We start from the raw sequence: 25,652 nt of genomic DNA, 5'->3' as shown, positions 1-25,652 counted from the left end.
GGCTGTCTCCCTATAGTAGCGCCCCGTTGCAACGTATGCGCTGTAACGAACACGGTGAGGTGTCTGAGTGGCTGAAGGAGCACGCCTGGAAAGTGTGTATACGAGAAATCGTATCGAGGGTTCGAACCCCTCTCTCACCGCCAAATTAAAGAAAAAGGGTCCTGATGAAAATCAGGACCCTTTTTCTTTTGGTGAAGATCATGTACTCAGCGGATAAACCGGCCTCTTTTTGCATTCAGTGGCTGATTTCTCCATCGCCCGGCGAGCCATTCAAATTCCTGATAAGTATTATCCGATTTCAGTTCTTCCCGCAGAGCTTTAATTAAAGGCTCAGCCATGTTCCAGGTGTCGATCACGGTCGAATAAGAAGTGCGTTTAATCATATCTTCATCATAAATACCGCTCTGAATGGTCACCGCAACACGCTCATAAAAATTAAGGATGTATTGGAACTTACTACACTCACGGATTTCATCTTCAGTAAGCGGTGAAGCTTCCGGTGGAAATACAAATGAGCGGAAAGACTTTCCTGAACTATGTACCTTTTTCAGTACTTTCAATGACTGGGCATAGCGGGTATCTGTTCGACTTTCAAAAAGAAAAACAGCTGTCTGAGTTCTTTTTGCAATACGGACGTTATAAACAATCGTGCCTATAGCGACAAAGACGCCGATAAGCAGAATGATATTGCTGATGAGTTGAAGTTCTAACGCGTCAAATTTCATGATTTTCATCCATGAAAAAGGCGGGATTCCCCGCCTTATTTAGATCAGTTTCTTTTAAAACCAATCGTATTCGTCATACATCATGTTCATATGATCCTCCCTGAGCCGTTTTTATAACGTTTTCACGTTACAAAAACATGCAATGAATTCAACATCATGCCGAATCCGATGAGCATAAAGTACGCACAAGGTCGCTAACTTGCAATACTGTATGAACAATTCAGGAAGACATCTCGCAAAAAATCACATCTTCACCAGCATCAGCCCTGCCCTTAATCCTAACGCGACATTCGGATTGGGAAACAGCACGACTTCCTGGTCTGCTTCGACCTGGTAGGTTTTGCCGCTTTCCTGCGCGATAACAAAACCTTTGCTGAACGCCGTAAAGTTCAGGGCATCTGCCGGGACAAACAGCTCAAAATCTTCCTGTGAGCGGATCACATCCTGCACCACACGGTAATGCACCAGTGGCGCGGCGGCTTCACGGATGGGCAACGGTTCACCGCTGACCAGCGTTTCCAGCGCGCGGCGGATACCGGTGAATTGCGTATGATCGTTACTGCCAAAGGGCAGCGCCTTGCCCAGTTCCAGCGTGCAGCTGTCGGCCTGAAAAACATCACTGCTGAAATGCGTAAAGGTACCGCCCTGCGACCGGTGATGCACCAGCGCATCCAGTCCGGCGGCATCAAGCCAGGCGAGCATCGCTTCGCTTTTCGGGCGCGCCTGAAGCGGCAATAAACCAAAACGGACATGTTGTGATCCGCGGATTGCCGTGTGCAAATCATAATGGTATCGCTGCGTGGTTCCCGCAGCGGCAGCACTGCGGTAAAACAGTGCCATCACCTGTTCGAGTTCCTGCGCCCGGCGGCTTTCATCATTCGGCGTATAACGCGCATGACGCCCGCCGAACATGCGGTTCATGTCCGCATCGACAAACCGCTTATTAATGCGCATGGAAGGCGGATTGCCCAGTAATACCAGCAACCTGACCCGCAGCTGCCGTTGGCCTGAAAGCAACTCGCTGACCAGCTGATTCAGCAACTCAACCGGCGCGGTTTCATTGCCGTGGATACCGGCGGAAATGACCACAGCTGCTTCGCAGGGCTGACGCGGTGACAGCTCGAGAATGCCCTCGCCGCGCCACTGCCAGTCCAGCGTTTCGATTTGTCCGGCAGGCTCTGTCAGAGCATCACCGGAAAGCGTCGTCGCCAGTAAATCAAACATATCTCACTCCTTTGAGGTTCAGCGCTGGAACGGATAAATCGCACCCAGCCCCAGAATATTGGTCAGTTCGTCAAGCGCAGTACGCACTTCGGTCAGAAGCTGCGGATCGGCCAGATCTTTCGCCTGCATCCGGTCACGGTAATGCGTATCCACCCAGGTATTGAGCCGGGTAAACTGACTGTCGCTCATCAGCGAGGCCACGTTCACGGCGTTCAGCTCGTTGCGATTTAGCGCCACCCGCAGGCGCAGACACGCCGGACCACCGCCGTTACGCATACTTTCCCGCAGATCAAACACTTCAATCTGGTCGACGGGCCCGCCGCTGTCTTTCAGCGCCGACAAATACGCCCACACACCCGCGTGCTGGCGAGATTCTTCCGGCACCACCAGCATCATTTTCCCGTCCGTTTTGCTCAGTAACTGGCTGTTAAACAGATAGGTCGCCACCGCATCATCGAGCGATACTTTTGATTGCGGCACTTCAATCGGCTGAAAATCCAGCTCAAGCGCCGCCATTTTTTTGCGGATTTCGTCCAGCGCTTTACCTGAATTCACAAACGCCTGTTCATGATGGAAAAGCACGTTGGCGTTGCTGACAGAAATTACGTCGTTATGAAAAACGCCGCTGTCGATGGCGTGCGGATTTTGCTGGATAAACACCGTTCGCTTTTCGTCAAGCTGATGTAAACGCACCACGGCGTCACTGGCCAAACGGGTCTGACGTGCCGGATAACGTACCGGTTCATTCCCGTCGTTCACCAGCCCGTCACGGCCATAAACAAACACCTGCACGCCGGGTTTATCGTATGCACCGCATAAGCGGTTGTGATTGGCCGCGCCCTCGTCTCCGAGCGCCGCCACCTGAGGCAGCGCGTCGTGATGGGCAAAATATTTATCCGCGTGGAATGTGGCACGCAAAATCGCAGATGTAGTTTCAGCCTCAATCGCGCGGTGGAATTTATTGTTCAGGTTGGCGACGGTGAAATGCACGCGCCCGTCGGCGCTGTCCGCCGAAGGCGAAACGGTTGCCGCATTCGCGACCCACATGGCAGATGCCGAACTCAGCGATGACAGCAAACGTGGCGAATACGCCTGAGCTTTGGTCAGCACCTCACGGTCACTGCCACCAAAACCCATTTTACGCAATGTGCTCAGATGCGGACGCTCATGCGGAGGCAAAATCCCTTGCGCAAAACCCAGGTCAGCCAGCGCTTTCATTTTCAGCAGACCCTGTTTCGCCGCCAGACGCGGATTGGCGACTGCATTCTGATTTTTGGTCGAGGCTTCGTTGCCAAACGACAGCCCCGCATAATGGTGCGTTGGCCCGACGAGTCCGTCGAAATTTGCTTCACATCCAGACATTCCTGTCTCCTCAGGTTGTACGGAAATCAATACCAGGCGACAACGTCGCAGGGAGTTCCAGCTTGTCTGTTTCCAGCGAGGCCATCGGCCAGGCGCAATAATCCGCCGCATAATAAGCACTTGGACGGTGGTTGCCTGAAGCGCCGATGCCACCGAAAGGCGCGTTGCTAGATGCGCCGGTCAGCGGTTTGTTCCAGTTAACAATGCCTGCCCTTGCTTCCAATAATAGCTGCTCAAACTGATCCCGCTCAGCGGAGATCAGTCCGGTCGCCAGGCCGAAGCGTGTCTGATTGGCGAGGGCAATGGCGTGATCGAAATCGCTGTAGCGGTAAATGCTCAGCAAAGGACCAAAGTATTCTTCATCAGGAATACCTGCCACGCCGGTCAGATCGATGATCCCCGGCGTCAGCACGGTATTAAGCGGATCCGGACGTGTCAGCAACAGCAAGGGCTTTCCGCCCAGCGCCAGCAGTTCGTCCTGCGCTTTCAGCATATTGCGAGCCGCGGCGTCAGAAATAACGCCACCCATAAATGGCTGCGGATCGTCATTCCAGCCGCCCACACGCAACTGCATGGTCACATCCAGCAAACGGGCGATAAACGCATCACCCGCCGCGCCCTCTTTCACCAGCAGGCGGCGCGCACAGGTACAACGCTGTCCGGCAGAAATAAAGGCCGACTGAATGGTCAGGTTAACCGCCGCATCAATGTCTTCTGCCGGCTCGACAATCAGCGCATTGTTGCCGCCCATTTCCAGCGCCAGAATTTTTTCAGGCTGACCGGCCAGTTGTCGATGCAACTGGTAACCGGTGCCCGCGCTGCCGGTAAACAGCAGGCCGTCAATATTGCCGCAGGCCGCCAGTGCCTCGCCGGTGCTGCGTCCGCCCTGTACCAGATTCAGTACGCCGTCCGGCAGCCCGGCCTGTTGCCACAACTTCACCGTTTCTTCGGCGGTTTTCGGCGTCAGTTCACTCGGTTTGAACACCAGCGTATTACCCGCCAGCAAGGCCGGAACAATATGTCCGTTCGGCAGATGTCCTGGGAAGTTATACGGGCCGAAAACGGCCAGCACGCCGTGTGGCCGGTGGCGCAGAACCGCTTCGCCGTCGGGCATAGCGGTGTGTTTTTCGCCGGTACGTTGCTGATTAGCTTCCAGTGAAATCGCCACTTTGCCAATCATTGCCTGAATTTCGGTCAGCGTTTCCCAGCGTGGTTTGCTGGTTTCCTGGCTGATGATCTCTGCCAGCCGGGTTTTGTGTTCAGTCAGTAAATCCGCGAAACGTTGAATCACCTCAGCGCGTTCGTCCACGGTTTTACGCGCCCATGCCGGGAATGCCGTGCGCGCTGCCGTACAGGCGGCTTCGACATCTTCTGCATTGGCGCTCAGCGCCGACCACAGCAACGTGTTATCCGCCGGATTGGTTTTGTTAAGCTGCGCGCCTTGTCCGCTGCGCCACTGGCCCTGTATAAAAAGTGCAGGTTGCATCATGCGAGACTTTCCTTTTTGAGATTTTGGGTTGCGGGAGCAACGGAGCTGCCGGGAAAAAGCGCCACGGCGCGCAGCGTATCGCCTTCGCGCAGGCCGAGTATTTCAGCCTCTGCGGCGTTAAGTGACAGGTTTTCCGGGGTTTCACCTCCCGGAACCAGCAGGGCACGGAAGTTCTGATACTGCTCATTAGCGACCAGATACAGCGGCTCATCGTCACCGCTGCGTTCTTCCGCCAGCCGCACCGGCAACAGGCGGCTTTCTTTCACCGCGCGTAACTGATCGATTTCGCCCTCGAGCGTCGGACCGGCATCGAAAATATCCACATAACCCTCGTAGCGCAGCCCTTCGCCTTCCAGCACGGCACGCGCCGGTGCGGTTTGCGGATGCACTTCGCCGATCACTTCACGGGCTTCATGACTGAGCAGTTCGGTATATAAAGGATGTTTCGGCATCAGTTCGGCGATAAAGGATTTCTGCCCCATGCCGGTCAGACGATCGGCTTCGGCGAATTCCATACCAAAGAAGTGCCGCCCGACGCTGTCCCAGAACTGTGAATGACCATTGTCGTCGGAGACTCCGCGCATTTCAGCGATCACCTTGCGCGAGAAGTATTCGCGGAACGCCGCGAGAAACAGGAAACGGACTTTTGCCAGCAGCTGACCGTTTTTACCGTTGCGGTAATCCGCATCAAGAAACAGCGTGCAAAGCTCGGTATAACCGGTGTGATCGTTGCTGAGAAACAACGTCGGCACCGGTTTGTAAATGTTCAGGCTTTTGGAGGCATGGACCAGTGTACCGAGGCGAAAGTTGTACCACGGCTCACTGAGTCCGACTGCCACTTCAATGGCGCTGACGCCGACCACTTTTTGCTTTTCGGTGTCTTCGAGCACGAACAGATAGCCCTGTTCGCCTTTATCCAGACGACCTTCCCAGGTCGCCACTGAGCGCTCAATGCGCCCGCGTAAATGCGCTTCATCCTTGGGCAAAGACGTTAAACCGATGCCGGTTTTGCCTGATAACTGCAGAATATCGGCGAGATCGCCGGGCCGCACAGGTCTAATCAACATCATGATGCTCTACCTCATTTTACCCAATTAATCACACGCACAGGCGCGCGACAGCTCGCTCAAGGCGGTTCAGCCCTTCTTCAATATCCGCGCCCGGAATGATCAGCGATGGCGCAAAGCGCAGCACGTTAGGTCCGGCAATCAGCGCAATCAGCCCTTCTTCCGCCGCCAGCGTATTCAGCTGTTTGGCCTGATCTTTATAACGCGCATTCATCACTGCGCCGATCAGCAAACCCTGGCCGCGCACTTCGCTGAATACCTGATAACGGTCGTTAATGCGCTTAAGCCCGGCGATAAACCAGTCATGCCGTTTAGTGACTCCGGCTAACACTTCAGGCGTGTTAATCAGCTCAAACACCTTGCCTGCTACCGCCGTCGCCAGCGGGTTACCGCCATAAGTGGTGCCGTGCGTACCCGGCTGGAATAACGCGGCATAACGGTCGGTGGTCAGCATCGCACCAATCGGGAAACCGCCGCCCAGCGCCTTGGCACTGGTCAGAATGTCCGGCACCACGCCGTAATGCTGATAGGCATACAGCTCGCCGGTACGCCCAACGCCGGTCTGCACTTCATCGAAAATCAGCACCGCCTGATGCTTGTCACATAACTCGCGCAGACCTTGCAGGAATCCGGCATCTGCGGGTACTACACCGCCCTCGCCCTGAATAGGCTCAACAATCACTGCGCAGGTGCGGGAAGAAATATGGCTGGCGACAGCGGCCAGATCGTTAAACGGCAGATGGGTAATCGCTTGCGGTAAGGGCGCGAAATCTTCGGAATATTTCGGTTGACCGCCGGTCGTTACGGTAAACAGCGTGCGGCCATGGAAGGCGTTTTTGAAGGCGATGATTTCGTTCTTTTCGCCACCGGCTTTATTGCCGTACAGCCTGGCCAGTTTGAGCGCCGCTTCGTTGGCTTCCGCGCCGGAGTTACAGAAAAAGACTTTGTCAGCAAAGGTGGCGTCGATCAGTTGCTTCGCCAGACGCAGCACCGGTTCGTTGGTGTAACCATTGCCCAGATGCCACACTTTATCCGCCTGTTCGTGCAGTGTTTTACGGATTTCCGGGTGCGCATGACCCAGCGCATTCACGGCAATGCCGCCCGCAAAGTCGACATAATCTTTGCCCGCCTGATCCCACAGCCAGGATCCTTCACCACGCACGGGAATAAACGCCGCAGGGGCATATACCGGCACCATCCAGTCATCAAAGTTCTGGCGGCTGACGTTTTGTGGTTGCTGTTGGTGTTCCATATAAACCTCTTAATGTAAGGCCAGTGACTGGCTGAATTCAGGGTGCAGGAGCCCGCCCCCCATACCGGCAGGAATTCTGGTTATTAATTTGTTATTTAAAAGTTAATAAATAATCTCACTCAGTCACATCATAGAGTGCAGTCTTCATGCCAGCAAAGGGAAAAAGTGAATAGAAAAAGTGACATCGAGAAAAAACAACCACTTAATACCGGCTGTTATTCACTTTAATTGCATAATAAATGAATAAAAGAAAAAATCCCCTTTTGCAGCAACGGGTGATGAAGAATGACTATGCAGGGAAATAATTTCATTTCGGGCACAATGTTTTATGCAGGATTGTGATCCCGCGCGTATCGGTCCTGGCTGATTCAGGTGCACCGCCCGATGAAGGTGCAATGTCGCACCGTTCTGGCGCATCTGTTCCCCGTGACGCTGTTCACACTCTGCGCAAATAAAAAACAGTGCCCCGCCTTCCTTTCTGAAAAATCCGCGTATAGATTTTCCAATGTGTCTTATATGTAAATTATTTGATCTAAATTTGTTTCATTGTTATCGGTAACGTCTGCCACCCAACCGGGTTCCGGTTGAATTGCTGGATTTAATTAACCTTATTTTTACATTTAAAGTCATAAACATTAACAATTAAGGACTTTGATCACATTCCGTTCACGACCACGCGAAAAGCGCTTTCCTGTTAAGTTAATCTCTGAATGTGGAATAAATGACCACTGCCCGTTCCCCTACACAAGAACAGAACATCATAAGAAAGGTACCGACATGAAATTTAACCTCGCATTAGTCAGTGCATGTGTGGTTTCAGCATGCATGTTATTCACAACACCGTCATTCGCCGCCAAGCCTTACGACATCGCTGTCGTCGCCAAAGTCACCGGCATTCCCTGGTTCACCCGCATGGAAGTCGGCGTAAAAGAAGCCGCGCAAAAACTCGACGTTAACGCCTATCAGGTGGGCGCTTCCACGCCGGATCCTGCCCAGCAGGTCAAAGTGATTGAAGATCTGATTGCCAAAAAAGTCGACGCCATTATCGTTGTGCCGAACGACGCTAAAGTGCTGGAACCGGTGCTGAAAAAAGCGCGCGACCAGGGCATCGTGGTGTTAACGCACGAATCGCCGGACCAGCAGATTGGTCAGTGGGATATCGAAACCATCGACAGCCAGAAATATGCGCAAGCGAATATGGACGAGCTGGCGAAGGATATGGGCGGCAAAGGCGGTTATGCCATTTATGTCGGTTCCCTGACCGTGCCATTGCATAACGCATGGGCAGATGCGGCGATTAAATATCAGAAAGAAAAATACCCGGATATGCATGAAGTGACTTCACGTCTGCCGGTTGCAGAAAACATCGATAAGTCTTACTCCACCACGCTCGACTTAATGAAAACCTATCCTGATCTGAAAGGGATTATCGGTTTCGGTTCCCTCGGCCCGATTGGTGCCGGTCAGGCCGTTCAGCAGAAACGTGCGAAAAACAAAATAGCCGTTGTCGGTATCGCTATGCCTGCTCAGGCTGCGCCATACCTGATGCGCGGTGATGTGAAGAAAGTGCTGCTGTGGGATCCGAAAGATGCCGGTTACGCCTTAGTTACCGTCGCCGACCAGCTGTTGCAGGGTAAAGAAGTGACCAAAGACCTGAGCATCGACGGGTTAGGCAAAGCCGATGTGGATATGGATAAACACGTGATTCGTTTTAATAAAATTCTGGAAGTGACACCAGAGAATGCGAAATCACTCGGCTTCTGATTTAGCTTTTTAATTCTTTTATTTATCGGATATTTACCGGAGATACTTTTATCTCCAGCGCCACACCAGGCAAATAGAAACAGATACGGCGATGTTTGCTGTGCCGTATCTGAATTTCTAATCAGACATTGAAACTTAAACCCTAAATAATTCGGGTTGTGGGAAGGCGGCAAATGAGTGAATCCCGATGAGCTTACATAAGTCAGTGATTCGGGTGAGCGAGTGCAGCAACGCATCCACAGCACGAAGTATGAAGGGTATGTTGTAAGGATTGCGATGAATACTCTCAGCACGTCCCCTGCCCCTGCTGAGGCCTTTATCAGCCTCGAAAAAATCAGTAAAAAATTCCCCGGTGTATTAGCGCTGGATAATGTCAGCCTGACGCTGAATAAAGGCGAAGTGCATTGTCTTGCCGGTCAGAATGGTTGCGGAAAAAGCACCATCATTAAAGTGATTTCCGGCGTGTATCAGCCGGAAAAAGGCGCGGCGATTACGCTCGACGGAAAACTCTTTCATACCCTGACACCGCAACTTTCTTCTTATTACGGTATTCAGGTTATTTATCAGGACTTGTCTTTATTCCCGAATTTATCGGTGGCCGAAAATATTGCCATTCACCGTTATTTACCGGGCGGTGATTTTTGGGTACATCGCGAGGCAATGCGCAAAAAAGCTGTCGCGGCGATGCAACGGGTCGGAGTTTCTCTCGATCCGGACCGTAAAGTCGAAAAACTCTCGATCGCAGACCGTCAGTTAGTGGCAATATGCCGCGCAATCGCCGCTGACGCCAGCCTGGTTATCATGGACGAACCGACCGCATCGCTGACCCGCACCGAAGTAAACGGCCTGCTGCGGGTGGTCAATGAGCTGAAAGCTGCGGGCATCTGCGTGGTTTTTGTCAGCCACCGTCTCGATGAGGTGATGGAAGTCGCCGACCGTATCAGCGTGATGCGCGACGGCAAACTGGTCGGCACCTATCCGGCCAGTGAACTCGACAGCAATGAGCTGGCATTCCTGATGACCGGACAGCGCTTTACCTACAGTCATCTGCCGCACCGCGCGCCCGCCGACGTGACGCCGCTGCTGGAAGTCAGCCATCTGAGCCGCAAAGGCCAGTATCAGGATATTTCGCTGTCATTGCGCCAGGGCGAGATCACTTCAATTATCGGCCTGCTCGGTTCGGGGCGTACCGAGTTATGTCTGAGCCTGTTTGGCATGAGCCAGCCGGACAGCGGTGAAATCCGCGTTAACGGCAATGCGGTGAAATTCCACAGCAACCGCGACGCGATCCGTCACGGTATCGCCTATGTGTCGGAAGACCGTCTGACTCAGGGGCTGATCATGGAGCAATCCATTTACGACAACACGCTGGTGTCGATTTTCGACAAGCTGCACACCGGCACCGGATTGATGGATCACCGCAAAGCGGCATCCGTGGTGAAAGACCTGATCCGTGACCTGAACATTAAAGTTTCCGACAGCGGCTTACCCGTAAAGACGCTTTCCGGCGGTAATGCGCAACGTATCGCCATCGCAAAATGGGTGGCGACCCAGCCACATATCCTGATCCTCGATTCTCCAACCGTCGGTGTGGATATTGCCAACAAAGAAGGGATTTACCGCATCGCCCGCGATCTGGCGGAGTCCGGCATGGCGGTGCTGATGATTTGCGATGAAATTCCGGAAGCTTATTACAACAGTCACCGCGTGCTGGTGATGCGCAAAGGCGAACTGGTGGCGGAATTCGCGCCGCACCAGAGCAGCGAAGCGCAGATTGCGGAGGCGATCAATGGATAACAAATCTCTCTCGAAACTGTTTTCTCAGCACGAATTCTGGCTGGGATTACTGGTGCTGCTTTTGGTGATTGGCCTGAGCGTCAGCACCCAGGAATTTATGACGCTCGGCAACCTGACCGACGTCGCCACCAGTTATGCCATTCTCGGCATTCTGGCCTGCGGCCTGTTTGTGGTGCTGATCGCCGGTGGCATCGACATCTCTTTCCCGGCGGTGACCTCCATCGGTCAGTACGTGATGGCGAGCTACATCATCCACCATGGCGGCAGTTTCCCGCTGGCGTTTGCCATGTCGATGGGCACCGGTTTGCTGCTCGGGCTGGTCAACGGTTTTCTGGTGTACTGGCTGCGCGTTCCGGCCATCATCATTACGATTGCCACGCTGAACCTTTTCTACGGGTTGCTGGTGTATCTGACCAACGGCACCTGGCTGTACGGCTTCCCCGACTGGTTTATGAACGGCATTAACTGGTTTTCCTTTACCGCTGCCGACGGTTATGACTATGGCCTGACATTGCCGTTGCTCAGCCTGCTGGGCGTCATCATCGCCACCGGCGTGCTGATGAACCGCACCCGCGTCGGTCGTCAGATTTACGCCATGGGCAGCAACCGTGACGCCGCGTCGCGCCTTGGTCTGAACATCCTGCGGCTGCATTTTTACGTCTACGGATTTATGGGATTACTGGCGGGTATCGCTGCCGTGGTTCAGGCGCAAATCACTCAGTCTGTCGCACCGAATTCCCTGCTCGGTTATGAGCTGACGGTGCTGGCAGCGGTGGTGTTAGGCGGCACCAGCATGACCGGCGGTCGCGGCTCGCTCACCGGCACCATTCTCGGTGTGATGCTGCTGGCCTTCCTGCAAAACGGCCTGACCCTGTTGAGTATTTCGTCTTACTGGCATCAGGTTTTCAGCGGCGTGATCATTCTGGTCAGCATCAGCAGCACCGCGTGGAATGAAAAACGCAAACTGGCAAAGGGGATGTGACATGACAACCTTAAACCGATTCTTCCCCGGCGACCGCATCATCCGTTTGCAGTTGCTGATCATCGTTGCCGTGGCCGTATTGTTCTCGTTCACGCTGGGCGGCAGTTTTTACAGCATCGGCAATTTCCAGTCGATCTCCTCGCAGTTGCCGATTCTGGGCATGCTGGCACTGGGGATGGGCATCACCATGCTCACCGGCGGCATCAACCTTTCAGTGATTGCCGGAGCTAACGCCTGTTCGCTGGCAATGGCGGCGATTCTGGTAGCGCATCCGGATCAGCCGCAATATTTCGTGCTGGCGATGCTCGCCGGTCTGGCCGTTGCAGTGGTGACTGGCGTGCTCAACGGCGCGCTGATTGCGTATGTCGGTGTCTCGCCGATTCTGGCAACGCTCGGCACCATGACGCTGATTGCCGGACTGAACATTCTGCTGACCAACGGTGCGGTGATTTCCGGCTTCCCGGCGGCAATTCAGTATCTCAGTAACGGCAGTCTGCTGGGCATTCCGGTCGCTCTGCTGTTATTCCTGCTGGTGGCGCTGCTGTTATGGGTTTTGCTGGAGCACACCACGCTCGGGCGCAGCCTGTATCTGATGGGGTCCAACGAACAGGCCACACGCTTCAGCGGCGTCAACACCCACAAAGTGACTATCGCAGTGTACGTGCTTTCCGCCCTGCTCGGCTGGGGCGCGGCACTGCTGATGATGTCCAAATTTAACTCGGCGAAAGCAGGCTACGGTGACTCGTATTTGCTGGTGACTATTCTGGCTTCGGTGCTCGGCGGGATTAACCCCGACGGCGGTTTCGGTCGGGTCATCGGGCTGGTACTGGCACTGATTGTTCTGCAAATGCTGGAAAGCGGCCTGAACCTGATGGGCGTCAGCAGTTACCTGACAATGGCTCTCTGGGGCGGCGTCCTGATCCTGTTTATCGCTCTGCAAAACAGAAAATCTTAAGCGAAAGCTTTTTACCGAAGGGAAAGAACATGGCGAGTTATTTTATTGGAGTTGACGTAGGAACCGGCAGTGCCCGCGCGGGCGTCTTCGACATGACCGGCCGCATGGTCGGCCAGGCCAGCCGTGAAATCACGTTGTACCGCCCGAAAGCCGATTTCGTCGAACAGTCTTCCGATGAGATCTGGCAGTCCGTTTGCAACGCCGTGAAAGACGCGGTGAATCAGGCAGACATCAACCCGATTCAGGTGAAAGGTATCGGGTTCGACGCCACCTGTTCGCTGGTGGTGCTGGATAAAGAAGGCAAACCGCTGACCGTCAGTCCTTCCGGGCGCAGCGAGCAGAACATTATTGTGTGGATGGATCACCGCGCTATAACTCAGGCCGAGCGTATCAATGCCACCGGTCACCGCGTGCTGGAATTCGTCGGCGGGATTATTTCACCGGAAATGCAGACGCCGAAATTGCTGTGGCTGAAACAGCATATGCCAACCACCTGGAACAACGTCGGTCACCTGTTTGACCTGCCAGATTTCCTGACCTGGCGCGCCACGCAGGACACCACCCGCTCGCTGTGTTCCACCGTCTGCAAATGGACCTATATCGGCCATGAAGACCGCTGGGATCCGAGCTATTTCCGCCAGATCGGGCTGGAAGATTTGCTGGAAAACAACGCGGCGAAAATTGGCAGTGAAGTGAAAACCATGGGGGAACCGCTCGGACACGGTCTGACCCAGCGCGCCGCTGCAGAAATGGGTCTGATGGCTGGCACGGCAGTCAGCGTTTCGATTATTGATGCCCACGCAGGCAGCCTCGGTATTCTCGGTGCCAGCGGTGCATCCGGTGAATCAGCTGATTTCGACAACCGCATCGCGCTGATTGGCGGCACGTCTACGGCGCATATGGCGATGTCGCGCAGCGCACGTTATATCGGCGGCATCTGGGGGCCTTATTACTCAGCCATTCTGCCGGACTACTGGCTGAATGAAGGCGGGCAATCTACCACCGGCGCGCTGATAGACCACGTGATCCAGTCGCATCCCTGTTATCAGGACCTGCTCAAACAGGGCAAAGACAGTGGCAAAACCATTTACGAAATGCTCAACGGCATTCTGCGAAAAATGGCCGGTGAACCGGAGAATATCGCCTTCCTCACCAAAGATATTCATATGCTGCCGTATTTCCACGGCAACCGTTCACCGCGCGCCAATCCGACGCTGACCGGTACGCTGACCGGTCTGAAACTGTCGCGCACGCAGGAAGACATGGCCCTGCATTATCTGGCGACCATTCAGGCGCTGGCGCTCGGCACCCGTCACATTATCGAGACCATGAACCAGAGCGGTTACCGCATTGATACCATGATGGCCAGCGGCGGCGGCACCAAAAACCCGGTATTTGTGCAGGAACATTCCAACGCCACCGGCTGCGCGATGTTATTGCCGGAAGAAAGCGAAGCGATGTTGCTTGGCAGCGCCATGATGGGCACCGTCGCGGCAGGCGCATACGATTCTTTGCCGGAAGCGATGGCCGCCATGAGCCGTATCGGCAAAACCGTTACGCCGCAAACCAATAAAATCAAAGAGTATTACGACCGTAAATATCGCGTATTCCATGAGATGTACCACGACAGCATGAAATACCGCCGCCTGATGCAGGGGGAAACCGAATGAATGCGGAAGAGGAGTTTACCCTGGCGTGTCAGGGCTGGCAGACCTACAGCCAGGAACTGCTGGCATTGCAGCATAATCTCGATGCGGATGTCTGGCAGCAGTTACTGACGCTGGTGACGGGCTGCAAGGGCAAGGTTGCCGTCACCGGCGTGGGCACATCGGGCATTGCAGCGCGGAAAATCGCGCATATGCTGGCCTGCGTTGAACAGCCTGCGGTGTATTTGAGTGCTACCGATGCGGCCCACGGTGACTTAGGTTTTATGCGCAGCAATGATCTGATGATTTTGATTTCCCGCGGCGGCAACTCTGAAGAGCTGACGCGCCTGCTGCCGACACTGAAAGCTAAAGGCGTGGCAATCATCAGCGTGACGGAGAATCCGGATTCGGCGATTGCCCGCGCCGCCACGTTGGTGGTGAAAACGCACATTCAGCGCGAAATCGACCCGCTCAATATGCTGGCCACGACGTCTATCGTGCTGGTGCTGGCGGTGTTCGATGCGTTGTGCGGCAACATTATGCTGCGCAACGGTTTCGACCAGCAGCGTTTGCTGAAAGTCCATCCGGGCGGAAATGTCGGCAAGACGTTGCGGGAGAAGGATGTTTGAAATCGGGATAATAGGGTTTCCGTTAATGAATGTTTATCCATAATAACTTTCTGAAAATCTCGTTAAATAGCGATCGATAATTGTTTATTAAAGTTCGAAGGCATAACGTAACTCCTCATTTATAAAGGGAGTTTCTACGATGGACACGATTGAAGAACTAAATGGAACCTATTTCTACGATGGAACCTCCAATCTTACTGCCTGCGAACTATTTTTCTGGATTATGGTTGATGAGACACTTGATCATTTCGGTGTAAATGATGTAGTAGGTGTTTCACTCCTATACTCAGGGAAAAATAATATCGATGTGCCAGGTAAACCCTCCGATGCCACTCCGGGGACATCAAGGGCTTCAAAAACTATCAGAAAATATCTTCGTGGAAAAATGATGCCCATAAAGTTACCAACGATAATAGGTTACTTCCCACCTAAGATGAAAATTGTGATGGTTAAAAAATTATCAACCTTTATTGGCCGCACAATCCCAGTACTGGGAGCATTTCTGATTGCTTACGATGTCTCAAGTATTGCCTGTAAATCTGTCAATAAATACAACATCATTGCCCATCCCCAAGATCGGATATTTTAAGGTGGTATTATGAGTATTGAGGAGAAGGTGGTGGCTTTTTTTAAGCGAGAAATACCGGACCAAAAGGTACTGTTCAGTTCTAAAAGAATTTCTATCGAGATCGACTCAGCACTGCAGGATTTCGAAGATGAACCTTACTATCTGGTTGAAATAATTGAGCGATTTGGCGATGAATTCAGTATTGATATGAGCACTCTTGATTGGAATGCCTATTTTCCCTATTTAGAAATCGGCATTTTGGACTGGATTCTCAGAAAAAAAGATAAATGGATAAAGAAGCCGGATTTAACAGTTCAGATGTTCATTAACTCTGCTGAGGCGGGACAATGGCTTTATGATTAGTGAAAAGAGGGGGATAATCCCCTCTCATCTTCAGGCTGTTACACGTTCATTCCATGCATCGGTGAACTGTACGTTTCCGTCACAATATTTCCATGTAATCCTTTCATATCGCAGTTCAATATTTTCCATATGATTGGTTTTCTCACAAGTTTTAACGTTGTACATCACCGGACTGATAGCGACGACTTTCACGTTCTCCAGCAACATATTGAAATATTCTACTTCCTGTCCAGCATCATTTATCCGATACCACTTATATTCTGCCGATTTTAAAGTCTGGCCTTGAGCTACAGCTTTATAAAAGTATGGGGACGAACTATCGAACTCTTTTTCAAATGTCAGCGGTGCATGGATCCTCGTGCCGGTTATTTTTCCGGTATTATTATCTGTCGGAATATGAAGCCCGTGATTAAATGAAACGACCTCAATACTTCCTTCGCGATCACGTACATCCACAGAACCTTTAATGTCTGCACCACCGTCATCCTTGAGCCATAAGTAAACGGGTATTGCCATGGTTTTAAATCCCTTATTAGAGTGAGGGATTACAATATTCCTTTACCTGGCATCAGACAATTAGCGAACCCGCTACTCCCCGGAAGGTTAACTCCCCTTTTCCATCCCGATTTCTTCCGCCACCAGCGCCGCCAGAATCGAGATGGCGCGGGCGGTGTGCGGCCCCCATTCGAATGAGGTGTTCAGACGCAAACAGTGACGGAATCGTTCATCGGCCGAGAACATGGTGCCGGGCGCGACGCTGACGCCTTTTGCCAGCGCGCGCTGATAAACCCGTGCCGCATCCACGTTATCGCCCAAATCCAGCCACAGGAAATAGCCTCCCGCTGGTTGCGAAACTGAAACCTGCGGCGGGAATTCCCGGATAATGGCGTGGCGCATCGCCAGCTGCCGTTGTTCGAGCTGACGCCGTAAACGTCGCAAATGCGTGTCGTAGCCGCCCTGCTGCGCGCCCTGTAAATAATCCGCTAATGCCAGCTGAACCGGTACGCTGGCCGATAATGTGCTCATCAGTTGCAGACGCTGTATACGTTCGGCATAAGCCCCCGCCGCCACCCAGCCGACACGAAATCCCGGCGCCAGACATTTTGAAAAAGACGAACAGTGCAGAATTTCACTGCGATAATCTGACGCTTTAAGCGGCACCGTCCGTTCGCTGCCGAAATACAGTTCGCTGTAAACGTCATCCTCAATCAGCGCCACCTTATGCGCCTGCAAAATTCCCACCAGCCGTGCCTTATTTTCCGGTGGCAGGCTGCATCCGAGCGGGTTCTGAAAACTCGACATCAGCCAGCAGGCTTTGACCGGATAGATCTCCAGCGCCTTCTCCAGTGCATCGGGATCCATGCCATAACGCACATCCGTCGGAATGGCGACGGCTTTTAATTTGCGGCGCTCAATGGCCTGCAATACGCCATAAAAAGCGGGCGATTCGATGGCGACCCAGTCACCCGGTTCTGTCACCACCTGCAAACTTAATCCGAGCGATTCCATTGCCCCCGACGTAATCACAATTTCATCAGGTGCCACTTCAATACCGTTTTGTGCGTAGCGCTGCGCAATACTGCGGCGCAGCTCTTCATTACCTGGCGGCAGATTAGCAATGGCGCTGTGTGGTGACATCCGGCGGACGGCGCTGGCCAGCGAACGCGCCAGCCGTGGCTGCGGAAAAAGCGTCGGATCAGGAAACGCGGAACCCAGCGGCACCACGGCGGGATCTTGCCCGGCTTTGAGGATATCGAAAATAGCGTCGTTGACGTCCACCTGCTCGGCGGCGTGCAGGCGTTCATCAGGTGAATGACGCACCGGGCGCTGTGTGCCTGCCGCCACGTAATAACCGGATTGCGGGCGGGAAACAATCACGCCCTGACTTTCCAGCAGCTGATAAGCCTGTAATACCGTCATCAGGCTCAGGCCCGACTGTTTACAGGTATCGCGCAACGAAGGCAGACGGTCGCCGGGCAGCCAGACCTGCGTATCTATTTGTCGGCGTAAGGTACGCGCCAGCGTTTCATAACGGGATTCGGCCATAATTCATCTGCACTGTTATAGGAAGTGTTAATCAAATGATAACTATTATGCCTGTTTTTAGCTTTTATCTGTGAAGTAAACTGCTCATCAACCGTCATCAATGTTTACCAGTGAGGTCTGGCGGCGAAACATTCATCATGTTAATGTGTGAATACACCGCATTACTCAGATTTATCTGACCTCCCGTTCATGCCTGTTCGTGCAACCTTACGCTTTCTAAACATTTTCTCCACGATTGCCGGATAAATGACATTTTGGCTTTCACTCTTTTACATCTTCCTCGCATTACTATTCATTGGAATGAGTAGACTTGTTTACGTCGAAACAAAACGGGCGACGTGCCTGAATATTCAATGAGGAATTTAATTATGCGTAAACTTACCGCAATGATTGTGGCTTCAACTCTGGCTCTGAGCTCTGCTTCTTTCGCGTTTGCTGCTGAGACAACCGCTGCTCCTGCAACTGACGCCACTACCGCGCCACACGGCAAAATGATGCACCATAAAGGCCCGCATCATATGAACCCGTTTGCCGGTCTGAACCTGACTGAGCAGCAGAAAACTCAGATGAAAGAGATCATGAAAGACAGCGGCCCGCGTCCTGACCGCGCTGCAATGAAAGCACAGATGGATCAGATGCACAGCCTGGTGGCGTCTGACAGCTTCGATGAATCAAAAGTGAAATCGCAGATTGATACCATCACCAAAGCGCAGTCCGACCGTATGCTGGAACGCGCACGTGCTGAGAACAAAATGTATAACCTGCTGACGCCAGAGCAGAAAAAACAGTTCAATGAGAACTACCAGAAACGCGCTGCCAAAATGGAGCAGATGCGTGACCACAAACCAGGTGAAGCAAAACCCGCTGCCGCTGAATAATAGCGTCTGATAACCTGCCTGACCGGCCCCTCACGGGCCGGTTTTTTTTTTGCATTCTTTCTTCTGCGCCACAACTTTGATGTCATCCGACCAGCCTTCTCTGCCTAAAGCGTCAACCCCATCACAATTTCATCTTTAACTTCAAACTTTTCCGTTTAAAAACACTATTTTTAAACGGAATTTTCACAATATTGCAACCTGATGCACGTCTGCGCATCGTACCTCTACATCACACTCTCTGCATAAAAATAGTGGCCTGCCTGAGCAGGACCATTCATAAGGAGTTGTACATCATGAAAAGCGTCAAGTCCGGGATTACCTGGCTGGTGGTGGCGTTAATCGGGGCTTTTGCCTTTGGGATGCTGGCACTGAGCCGCGGCGAACACGTTAATGCCCTGTGGCTGGTGGTCGCCGCTATTGCCTGTTACAGCATTGCATACCGATTTTACAGCCTGTTTATCGCTGAAAAAGTCTTCGAACTCGATGACAAACGCATGACTCCGGCTGAGCGTCACAATGACGGGCTGGATTACGTGCCGACCAACAAATGGGTATTGTTCGGCCACCATTTCGCGGCCATCGCCGGAGCCGGTCCGCTGGTCGGCCCGATCCTTGCCGCACAAATGGGCTTCCTGCCGGGCACTATCTGGATTTTAGTGGGTGTGATGCTGGCGGGCGCAGTGCAGGATTTCCTGATCTTGTTCATCTCCACCCGCCGCGACGGGCGTTCATTAGGTGAAATGGCAAAACAGGAACTGGGCGATTTTGCCGGAGTGATCACTATGCTCGGCGCGCTGGGCGTGATGATCATCATTCTTTCCGCACTGGCGCTGGTGGTGGTCAAAGCACTCGCCGACAGTCCGTGGGGACTGTTCACCATCGCCGCCACCATCCCGATCGCCCTGTTTATGGGCATCTACATGCGTTTTCTGCGTCCGGGAAAAATTGCTGAAGTGTCGGTGATGGGTTTCGTGCTGATGATGCTGGCGATTGTGTACGGCGGCAACGTAGCGGCAGATCCCTACTGGGGTCCGTTCTTTACGCTGCACGGTACCACGCTAACCTGGGTGCTGGTGATTTACGGTTTTATTGCCTCGGTATTGCCGGTCTGGCTGCTGCTGGCGCCGCGCGATTATCTCTCGACGTTTCTGAAAATCGGCGTGATTGCCGGTCTGGCGGTGGGTATCGTCTTCGCCATGCCGGAAATGAAAATGCCTGCCGTCTCACGCTTTATTGACGGCAGCGGTCCGGTATTCTCCGGCAGCCTGTTCCCGTTCCTGTTTATCACTATTGCCTGCGGGTCGATTTCCGGTTTCCATGCACTGGTTTCCAGCGGCACGACGCCGAAACTGATTGAGCGCGAAAGCCATATCCGTTTTATCGGTTACGGCGCAATGCTGATGGAGTCGTTTGTGGCGATCATGGCGCTGATCTGTGCGTCTGTTATCGATCCGGGCGTATATTTCGCGATGAACTCACCGGCGGCGCTGATTGGCACCACGGTGGAAAGCGCTTCACAGGTGATTAACGGCTTGGGCTTTGTCATCACGCCGGACGTTCTGACGCAAATCGCCAGGGACGTCGGCGAGCAGTCGATTCTTTCCCGTGCCGGTGGCGCACCGACCTTTGCGGTCGGCATGGCGCACATCATCACCGAGGTGTTCAACAGCCGCGCCATGATGGCCTTCTGGTATCACTTCGCCATCCTGTTTGAAGCCTTATTTATTCTGACTGCCGTCGATGCCGGTACCCGCGCCTGCCGTTTTATGGTGCAGGATCTGGTGGGCGTCGCCGTTCCGTCGCTGGCGAATAACCGTTCCTGGATCGGCACGTTTGCCGGTACTACGGTCGCGGTCGCTGGCTGGGGTTTCTTCGTGTATCAGGGCGTGGTGGATCCGCTTGGCGGCATCAATACACTGTGGCCGCTGTTTGGTATCGGTAACCAGATGCTGGCCTCAATGGCGCTGATTCTGGGTACGGTAGTGCTGTTCAAAATGAAGAAACAGCGTTACGCGTGGGTGACGATTTTGCCGACCATCTGGCTGTTCATCACCTCGATGACCGCAGGCTGGCAGAAGATTTTTCACGAAAAACCGTCGATTGGTTTTCTGGCGCAGGCGAAGAAATTTAACGCGGGCATCGACAGTGGTGAAATCATCAAACCGGCGAAAACGATGGCGGATATGCACACCATCGTGCTGAACAATCAGATTAACGCCATCCTGTGCGGCTTTTTCATGCTGGTGGCGGTGACCATGCTGATTTCCGCCTTCTTTGTTATCCGCCGCGCGCTTAAATCCGCTACGCCAACCGTGCATGAAACTGCCGTGGTTAACCGTCGCGAGGCCCGCCATGTCTGAATCACGCGCATTATTTAAGACCCCACGGTTAGGCGCATTTCAGGTGACACGCTGTCAGCCGTTATTTGTGCCACAACCGAAACCACACAACGTTGCCGGGTGGCTGAAACTGGTCATAAAGCGCACCGCGCAGAGCTTCCGGCTGATGGTCGGCGTGCAGGATTATCAGAATTATGTCCGGCATATGCAGGTGCGACATCCGGACAGCACGCCCATGACGGAGCGTGAATTCCACCGCCGTTGTCTGGAGGCGAGATTCCCGAGCGAAGGCGGTAAAATGGGCAAATGCCCTTGCTGACCCCCACTTTATCCTCCCCGGTTGACTGACGGTTTTAGTGTTTTGCTCCTTCCTCTCACCTGAGGAAGGAGTTACTTATGCGCTCCTGCCTTATAGTCAGAATGGCCGGAGGCTAGTCGGGTCAGCGCGGTCGCTGACAAAGACTTAAAATAGAATGTCTTTTATTTTTTTTAATGTTCCCGGTGATGGCTGCCCGACACCTCACAGTAAAATGTGTTGCCTTGTGATTTTCGCGCCACAGCCTCTGGTGATAATTTGACCGCAACAGTTTTATATCGGTTTAATTTTAACTTCTGAGGACTACGTCATGATTGGTGCAGCACAAGCCAGAGATATCGTGTTAATGGAGCACGGTATCATACTTGCAATTGTAGGTATGTCGGCGTGGGGCGGGCTTGTCCGCTATATCATGCTGAGAAAAAGTAAGCCGTTCATAGAAGAGCTGAAAGCCTGTTTTCTGCAGATTGTTGTTTCTTGTTTCACCGGGATGTTGGTAAGTATTTTCGTTCTTTCGCGGGATGCAAGCGATGACCGGTTAATGATCGTCGCCGGTTTGGGCGGGGTATTTGCCGGCCCACTCCTTACGCTGATTGGCAAGAAAATCGCTGGCTATATCGATAATTACAGTCCGGCACCCAAATAAGCGCGTTCATTTCTTCCCCGGCAAAGTGTCTGCGCCGGAGATTTTTTTGCCAGAATCAACAGAAAGCTAACGCCCCGTCTGACTCCCCCTGATTTCACCGCAGTTGTCTGGAGACGAGATTCCCGGGCGAAGGCGGTAAAACGGGCAAATGCCCTTGCTGAAAAAAACGGCTCCCTCTGAAAAGGGGGAGCCGTTTTTTTCAGGGACGCCATTCAGGGACGCGGTAAACGGTACAAACAATGTTCCCGCAGCCAGTGTCCTTCTTCCAGCGCCGGATGCATGAAGTTCTCTTTGGGATCGCATGTCATGCCGAGCTTCTTCATCACCGCCTGAGAACGCACATTTGGCAGCGCTGTGAACGCCACTATTTCGCTTAAACCCAACGGGTTAAATCCTGCATCCATTGCGGCGCGGGCGGCTTCGGTGCAATAACCCTTTCCCCACGCATCCACTTTTAACCGCCAGGCAATTTCCACGCACGGAACAAAAGGCAGATCATACCCCGGCGTATGCAGCCCGACAAAACCGATAAACTCCCCCGACTCACGCAACTCAACTGCCCATATCCCCCAGCCGCGTTCATTGATCAAATTCTGACAGCGCATCAGCATTTCGTCGCTTTTCTCGCGGGTCATGGTGGCGGGGAAAAACTCCATGACCTGCGGGTCTGCATTCATTTCTGCAAATGCCTCAGCATCGCTGTCCTGCCACTGACGCAGGATCAGGCGCGGCGTGGTGACGGCCAGCGGCGGAACAGCCACAGGAATAGTAAAAGCTTCCATCTGTAACTCCTTGTTTATGGCGGGATCTCAGGGACATCAGCTCAGCAATTTCGTACTGATTATTTTGAATTTACGTGGCGCTATTGAAACAGGCAAGATTTCCTATTAAAGCTATTCATATCAATTATGAACGAGCAGGAATTAAAGGAAGCACCAACATGATTTTTCACCGCTATCACGGGCTGGGTAATGATTATCTGGTCTGTCATCAGAGCGTAGCCGCCCTTCTCAGTAATGAGCAAATTCAGCGGCTCTGCGACCGCCATTATGGCATCGGGTCCGACGGTTTGCTGATTGACCATGACGACGCCGACATTCCTTCCCTGCGCATTATCAATCCCGACGGTTCAGAGGCCGAAAAAAGCGGCAACGGCCTGCGGATTTACGCCCGCTATCTGTTTGATATTGGCCGCGTAGCGCACGAACCGTTTCAGGTGAATACCCCCGGCGGGCAGGTGCGTTGCGAAGTGACCGAAGGTGCGCATCAGGTGATTGTCGATATGGGTCAGGCAAAGTTTTCTCCGGCGGCGTTACCTGCCAGCGTTGAAGGTGACGAAGCCCTTGCATTACCCCTGGTCGCGGGCGGACATAACCTCAGTGCGACGCTGGTGTCGATGGGCAATCCGCACTGCGTGATCCGGGTGGATGAACTGGATTTAGCGCTGGTGAAACAACTGGGTTCTGAAATCGAAACGCTGGCGATTTTCCCGAAGCGTACCAACGTGCAGTTCGTTCAGGTGCTGGACAGAAACAACATCAATATCGGCATCTGGGAACGTGGCGCAGGCTATACGCTGGCCTCCGGCAGCAGCAGTTGTGCGGCCGCCAGCGCGATGCGCAAACTGGGGCTGGTGGATGAAAATGTTACGGTGCATATGCCGGGTGGGAAACTTGCCATCAGTTTCAGCGGTGATTTTCAGGTCAACATGCGCGGTCCGGTGCAGAAAATCGCCACCATCACCCTCGATAACGACTGTTTCTGGGATATGACCGCGTAACCTATTCGCCTGATGAATGCTTTATCCCCTTCTCTTCCAGAGCCCTCTTTTAATTACGGCAGCACGACTGCCGTAATTTTAAACACCTCATCATAAATAAAACTCATACCTGCATAATGATTTTATGGCAGACAGCGCGCTTTACAGCCCCTAAGTTGGTTATCAGGAAGCACAACAATGAATAACCAACTCATTGTTTAATAAATAAAATAATCTTAATAAAAACCCTTCACGACCGTTCTTCGTGCTAAGCCGGTCAGTGAAATTTTGTCCAAAGTTTTAATCCGATCACATATTAATAAAAAAAACAGAGAGCGTACCCTATGAGCAACAACACCATCGTGGACGTGAAAGCGTGGATAGACGAACGCCCGATATCGAAATATCAATGGGTGGTTTTATCCCTGTGTTTCATCATCATCATGTTCGACGGTTATGACGCCGCAGTGATGGGCTTCATCGCTCCGGCGCTGATCGAAGACTGGGGTATCAGCCGCGCGGAAATGGGCCCGATCCTCGGTGCTGCGATGTTTGGCGTGGCTATTGGCGCGCTGATTGCCGGACCGAACGCGGATCGCTTTGGTCGCAAACGGGTGCTGATGTGGTCGATTCTGTGCTTCGCATTGTTCAGCCTGCTGAGCACATTTGCCCGCACGCCGATGGAAATGGCGATCCTGCGCTTTCTCACCGGCCTTGGTTTGGGCGCGGTGATGCCCAATACCGTGACGCTGGTGTCGGAATACATGCCCGAACGCCGCCGCAGCCTGATGATCACCGTGATGTACAGCGGCTTTAACGTCGGTTCCGGCGCAGGGGGTTTTGTCGCCGCGGGTTTACTGCCGCACTACGGCTGGAAATCAGTCATTTTCGCGGGCGGGATTGTGCCCCTGCTGATGCTGCCCTTGCTGCTGTGGATCCTGCCGGAATCGGCGATGTACATGGTGGTGCGTAAAGTGGCGAAGGAAAAAATCGCCAAAGTGCTGACCCGCGCCGGTGGCGTCTTCAGCGAAGGCACCAGGTTTGTGCTGAAAGCGCCGGTGATCCAGAAAAAAGCCAAGGTCTTCCAGCTGTTCACTAACGGTTATGCCAAAGGCACGATTGTCCTATGGGTCACTTATTTCATGGGGCTGTTCGTGATTTATCTGCTCAACGGCTGGCTGCCCACCATTATGCGTAACGGCGGTTTCTCACTGGAACGTGCGGCCATTGTCGCCGGTTTGTTCCAGTTAGGCGGCACTTTCGGCGGGCTGATGGTCGGCGGGCTAATGGACAGATTCATCGCCAAACGGGTGATTGCCGGTTTCTACATGATGGGCGTGGTCAGCCTGTTATCACAGGGTATCGGTAACTTCGGCCCGGATATTCTTGCCCTGCTGGTCTTCATCAGCGGCGTGTGTATTAACGGCGCACAAACCGGTTTGCAGGCATTTTCTCCAGCCTTTTATCCAACGGAAATGCGTGCCACCGGGGTCTGCTGGATGCACGGAATCGGCCGCAGCGGCGCGATTATCAGTTCGTCGATGGGCGGCGTCCTGCTGGGCGTTTTCTCCGGCCAAAACATGATCTTTATTATTCTGGCGTTGCCTGCATTGCTTGCGGGGCTGAGCATTCTTTTACACCGCGCGGCGCACCCGGCCGAGATGATCAAAGGCGTTGATATTACTGACATCCCGGAGTTGTCGCGCACCATGAATATCCGCTAGTCTCTGGATTAGCCACCTTATAATTAGAAACCTATTGAGCAATATATTCATCAACCTGTTCATCTACCTGTTCATAAATAGAAATAGAACGCGGCACGACCTTCGCGCCGCGATTACCCTA

23 protein-coding genes and 1 tRNA gene are annotated in these 25,652 nt (G+C 53.1%); 15 read left to right on the top strand and 9 right to left on the bottom strand.

What is annotated here, in order from left to right; genetic code table 11:
• Positions 1–53 precede the first annotated feature (53 nt).
• Positions 54–143: transfer RNA gene (locus tag ACJY2G_RS10050), tRNA-Ser, on the top strand.
• Positions 144–206: 63 nt separating this feature from the next.
• Here the strand turns inward: ACJY2G_RS10050 and ACJY2G_RS10045 are convergent.
• The 6 genes from ACJY2G_RS10045 to ACJY2G_RS10020 all read right to left on the bottom strand — a co-directional run bounded on the left by ACJY2G_RS10045 (position 207) and on the right by ACJY2G_RS10020 (position 7,119).
• Entirely contained in the window at positions 207–725 is a 519-nt protein-coding gene (locus ACJY2G_RS10045) for a DUF4760 domain-containing protein (RefSeq protein ID WP_430319766.1), read from the bottom strand.
• A 243-nt stretch (positions 726–968) separates the two neighbouring features.
• The gene (gene astE / locus ACJY2G_RS10040; RefSeq protein WP_430319767.1) at positions 969–1,949 is read right to left on the bottom strand and encodes a succinylglutamate desuccinylase; all 981 of its coding nucleotides are present in this window, start codon (positions 1,947–1,949) and stop codon (positions 969–971) included.
• Positions 1,950–1,967: 18 nt separating this feature from the next.
• On the bottom strand, positions 1,968–3,311 hold the full coding sequence (gene astB, locus ACJY2G_RS10035; RefSeq protein ID WP_430319768.1) for an N-succinylarginine dihydrolase: 1,344 nt from the start codon (positions 3,309–3,311) through the stop codon (positions 1,968–1,970).
• Positions 3,312–3,321: 10 nt separating this feature from the next.
• Entirely contained in the window at positions 3,322–4,800 is a 1,479-nt protein-coding gene (astD, locus tag ACJY2G_RS10030; protein WP_430319769.1) for a succinylglutamate-semialdehyde dehydrogenase, read from the bottom strand.
• Positions 4,797–5,870: an arginine N-succinyltransferase gene (astA, locus tag ACJY2G_RS10025; protein WP_439291684.1), complete on the bottom strand. Its 1,074-nt coding sequence runs from the start codon at positions 5,868–5,870 to the stop codon at positions 4,797–4,799. Before astA ends, astD begins: the two co-directional genes overlap by 4 nt.
• A 28-nt stretch (positions 5,871–5,898) precedes the next feature.
• Positions 5,899–7,119, bottom strand: a complete 1,221-nt coding sequence (locus ACJY2G_RS10020) for an aspartate aminotransferase family protein (RefSeq protein WP_120161866.1) — start codon at positions 7,117–7,119, stop codon at positions 5,899–5,901.
• 777 nt (positions 7,120–7,896) lie between these two features.
• Between ACJY2G_RS10020 and ACJY2G_RS10015 the strand changes: the two genes are divergently transcribed.
• The 8 genes from ACJY2G_RS10015 (at position 7,897) to ACJY2G_RS09980 (ending at position 15,823) form a co-directional block, all read left to right on the top strand.
• A complete protein-coding gene (locus ACJY2G_RS10015; RefSeq protein ID WP_430319771.1) occupies positions 7,897–8,883 on the top strand; it encodes an autoinducer 2 ABC transporter substrate-binding protein in 987 nt (328 codons plus the stop codon).
• 276 nt (positions 8,884–9,159) lie between these two features.
• Positions 9,160–10,680 carry a sugar ABC transporter ATP-binding protein gene (locus tag ACJY2G_RS10010; protein ID WP_279919105.1) on the top strand — a complete coding sequence of 507 codons (1,521 nt, stop codon included), beginning with the start codon at positions 9,160–9,162 and terminating at the stop codon, positions 10,678–10,680.
• Positions 10,673–11,662, top strand: coding sequence for an ABC transporter permease (locus ACJY2G_RS10005; protein WP_120161864.1), 990 nt, complete (start codon positions 10,673–10,675; stop codon positions 11,660–11,662). The genes ACJY2G_RS10010 and ACJY2G_RS10005 overlap by 8 nt, the downstream gene beginning before the upstream one ends.
• Position 11,663: 1 nt before the next feature.
• Positions 11,664–12,617, top strand: a complete 954-nt coding sequence (locus tag ACJY2G_RS10000) for an ABC transporter permease (RefSeq protein WP_120161863.1) — start codon at positions 11,664–11,666, stop codon at positions 12,615–12,617.
• A 29-nt stretch (positions 12,618–12,646) separates the two neighbouring features.
• The gene (locus ACJY2G_RS09995) at positions 12,647–14,287 is read left to right on the top strand and encodes an FGGY-family carbohydrate kinase (RefSeq protein WP_430319772.1); all 1,641 of its coding nucleotides are present in this window, start codon (positions 12,647–12,649) and stop codon (positions 14,285–14,287) included.
• Positions 14,284–14,892: a KpsF/GutQ family sugar-phosphate isomerase gene (locus tag ACJY2G_RS09990; protein ID WP_120161861.1), complete on the top strand. Its 609-nt coding sequence runs from the start codon at positions 14,284–14,286 to the stop codon at positions 14,890–14,892. Before ACJY2G_RS09995 ends, ACJY2G_RS09990 begins: the two co-directional genes overlap by 4 nt.
• Before the next feature lie 139 nt (positions 14,893–15,031).
• A complete protein-coding gene (locus ACJY2G_RS09985) occupies positions 15,032–15,481 on the top strand; it encodes an STM2901 family protein (RefSeq protein WP_439291683.1) in 450 nt (149 codons plus the stop codon).
• A gap of 9 nt (positions 15,482–15,490) precedes the next feature.
• Complete coding sequence (locus ACJY2G_RS09980; protein WP_120161859.1) at positions 15,491–15,823, top strand: DUF1493 family protein; 333 nt, start codon at positions 15,491–15,493, stop codon at positions 15,821–15,823.
• A 30-nt stretch (positions 15,824–15,853) separates the two neighbouring features.
• On the opposite strand, the gene ACJY2G_RS09975 is transcribed toward ACJY2G_RS09980, so the two are convergent.
• Both ACJY2G_RS09975 and ACJY2G_RS09970 read right to left on the bottom strand, forming a co-directional pair.
• On the bottom strand, positions 15,854–16,339 hold the full coding sequence (locus ACJY2G_RS09975; RefSeq protein ID WP_120161858.1) for an Hcp family type VI secretion system effector: 486 nt from the start codon (positions 16,337–16,339) through the stop codon (positions 15,854–15,856).
• An 87-nt stretch (positions 16,340–16,426) separates the two neighbouring features.
• Positions 16,427–17,869: a PLP-dependent aminotransferase family protein gene (locus ACJY2G_RS09970; RefSeq protein ID WP_430319774.1), complete on the bottom strand. Its 1,443-nt coding sequence runs from the start codon at positions 17,867–17,869 to the stop codon at positions 16,427–16,429.
• 368 nt (positions 17,870–18,237) lie between these two features.
• Between ACJY2G_RS09970 and spy the strand changes: the two genes are divergently transcribed.
• From spy to ACJY2G_RS09950, 4 genes are all read left to right on the top strand, one after another.
• Entirely contained in the window at positions 18,238–18,747 is a 510-nt protein-coding gene (gene spy, locus ACJY2G_RS09965) for an ATP-independent periplasmic protein-refolding chaperone Spy (RefSeq protein WP_120161856.1), read from the top strand.
• A gap of 293 nt (positions 18,748–19,040) precedes the next feature.
• A complete protein-coding gene (locus ACJY2G_RS09960; protein ID WP_430319775.1) occupies positions 19,041–21,107 on the top strand; it encodes a carbon starvation CstA family protein in 2,067 nt (688 codons plus the stop codon).
• The gene (locus tag ACJY2G_RS09955) at positions 21,100–21,405 is read left to right on the top strand and encodes a YbdD/YjiX family protein (RefSeq protein WP_430319776.1); all 306 of its coding nucleotides are present in this window, start codon (positions 21,100–21,102) and stop codon (positions 21,403–21,405) included. The genes ACJY2G_RS09960 and ACJY2G_RS09955 overlap by 8 nt, the downstream gene beginning before the upstream one ends.
• A 307-nt stretch (positions 21,406–21,712) precedes the next feature.
• Positions 21,713–22,048 (top strand): phage holin family protein, encoded by a 336-nt coding sequence (locus ACJY2G_RS09950; RefSeq protein WP_112288275.1) that lies wholly within the window; start codon positions 21,713–21,715, stop codon positions 22,046–22,048.
• A gap of 212 nt (positions 22,049–22,260) precedes the next feature.
• Here ACJY2G_RS09950 and ACJY2G_RS09945 read toward each other — a convergent pair whose 3' ends face one another.
• A complete protein-coding gene (locus ACJY2G_RS09945; RefSeq protein WP_430319777.1) occupies positions 22,261–22,830 on the bottom strand; it encodes a GNAT family N-acetyltransferase in 570 nt (189 codons plus the stop codon).
• Positions 22,831–22,988: 158 nt separating this feature from the next.
• Here ACJY2G_RS09945 and dapF point away from each other — a divergent pair, with 158 nt between their 5' ends.
• Together dapF and ACJY2G_RS09935 are read left to right on the top strand one after the other, a co-directional pair.
• Positions 22,989–23,828, top strand: a complete 840-nt coding sequence (dapF, locus tag ACJY2G_RS09940) for a diaminopimelate epimerase (RefSeq protein ID WP_430319778.1) — start codon at positions 22,989–22,991, stop codon at positions 23,826–23,828.
• Between the two features lie 323 nt (positions 23,829–24,151).
• On the top strand, positions 24,152–25,531 hold the full coding sequence (locus ACJY2G_RS09935) for an MFS transporter (RefSeq protein WP_279919112.1): 1,380 nt from the start codon (positions 24,152–24,154) through the stop codon (positions 25,529–25,531).
• The last annotated feature ends 121 nt before the right edge of the window (positions 25,532–25,652 follow it).

The sequence above is a fragment of the Rahnella sp. ATs2 genome, assembly GCF_051851855.1.
GTDB classification, from domain to species: Bacteria; Pseudomonadota; Gammaproteobacteria; order Enterobacterales; family Enterobacteriaceae; genus Rahnella; species Rahnella variigena.
Note: the sequence above shows the minus strand (reverse complement) of the source record. Positions and strands in the feature narration are given on the sequence as shown.

Coding starts and splice junctions, on each gene's coding strand:
- astA (WP_439291684.1), bottom strand. CDS start 5,870: ATGATGTTGATTAGACCTGTGCGGCCCGGCGATCTCGCCGATATTCTG.
- ACJY2G_RS09975 (WP_120161858.1), bottom strand. CDS start 16,339: ATGGCAATACCCGTTTACTTATGGCTCAAGGATGACGGTGGTGCAGAC.
- ACJY2G_RS09950 (WP_112288275.1), top strand. CDS start 21,713: ATGATTGGTGCAGCACAAGCCAGAGATATCGTGTTAATGGAGCACGGT.
- ACJY2G_RS10010 (WP_279919105.1), top strand. CDS start 9,160: ATGAATACTCTCAGCACGTCCCCTGCCCCTGCTGAGGCCTTTATCAGC.
- astE (WP_430319767.1), bottom strand. CDS start 1,949: ATGTTTGATTTACTGGCGACGACGCTTTCCGGTGATGCTCTGACAGAG.
- ACJY2G_RS10015 (WP_430319771.1), top strand. CDS start 7,897: ATGAAATTTAACCTCGCATTAGTCAGTGCATGTGTGGTTTCAGCATGC.
- ACJY2G_RS10045 (WP_430319766.1), bottom strand. CDS start 725: ATGAAATTTGACGCGTTAGAACTTCAACTCATCAGCAATATCATTCTG.
- ACJY2G_RS10005 (WP_120161864.1), top strand. CDS start 10,673: ATGGATAACAAATCTCTCTCGAAACTGTTTTCTCAGCACGAATTCTGG.
- ACJY2G_RS09970 (WP_430319774.1), bottom strand. CDS start 17,869: ATGGCCGAATCCCGTTATGAAACGCTGGCGCGTACCTTACGCCGACAA.
- ACJY2G_RS09955 (WP_430319776.1), top strand. CDS start 21,100: ATGTCTGAATCACGCGCATTATTTAAGACCCCACGGTTAGGCGCATTT.
- dapF (WP_430319778.1), top strand. CDS start 22,989: ATGATTTTTCACCGCTATCACGGGCTGGGTAATGATTATCTGGTCTGT.
- astD (WP_430319769.1), bottom strand. CDS start 4,800: ATGATGCAACCTGCACTTTTTATACAGGGCCAGTGGCGCAGCGGACAA.
- ACJY2G_RS09960 (WP_430319775.1), top strand. CDS start 19,041: ATGAAAAGCGTCAAGTCCGGGATTACCTGGCTGGTGGTGGCGTTAATC.
- ACJY2G_RS09980 (WP_120161859.1), top strand. CDS start 15,491: ATGAGTATTGAGGAGAAGGTGGTGGCTTTTTTTAAGCGAGAAATACCG.
- ACJY2G_RS09985 (WP_439291683.1), top strand. CDS start 15,032: ATGGACACGATTGAAGAACTAAATGGAACCTATTTCTACGATGGAACC.
- ACJY2G_RS09990 (WP_120161861.1), top strand. CDS start 14,284: ATGAATGCGGAAGAGGAGTTTACCCTGGCGTGTCAGGGCTGGCAGACC.
- astB (WP_430319768.1), bottom strand. CDS start 3,311: ATGTCTGGATGTGAAGCAAATTTCGACGGACTCGTCGGGCCAACGCAC.
- spy (WP_120161856.1), top strand. CDS start 18,238: ATGCGTAAACTTACCGCAATGATTGTGGCTTCAACTCTGGCTCTGAGC.
- ACJY2G_RS10000 (WP_120161863.1), top strand. CDS start 11,664: ATGACAACCTTAAACCGATTCTTCCCCGGCGACCGCATCATCCGTTTG.
- ACJY2G_RS09935 (WP_279919112.1), top strand. CDS start 24,152: ATGAGCAACAACACCATCGTGGACGTGAAAGCGTGGATAGACGAACGC.
- ACJY2G_RS09945 (WP_430319777.1), bottom strand. CDS start 22,830: ATGGAAGCTTTTACTATTCCTGTGGCTGTTCCGCCGCTGGCCGTCACC.
- ACJY2G_RS10020 (WP_120161866.1), bottom strand. CDS start 7,119: ATGGAACACCAACAGCAACCACAAAACGTCAGCCGCCAGAACTTTGAT.
- ACJY2G_RS09995 (WP_430319772.1), top strand. CDS start 12,647: ATGGCGAGTTATTTTATTGGAGTTGACGTAGGAACCGGCAGTGCCCGC.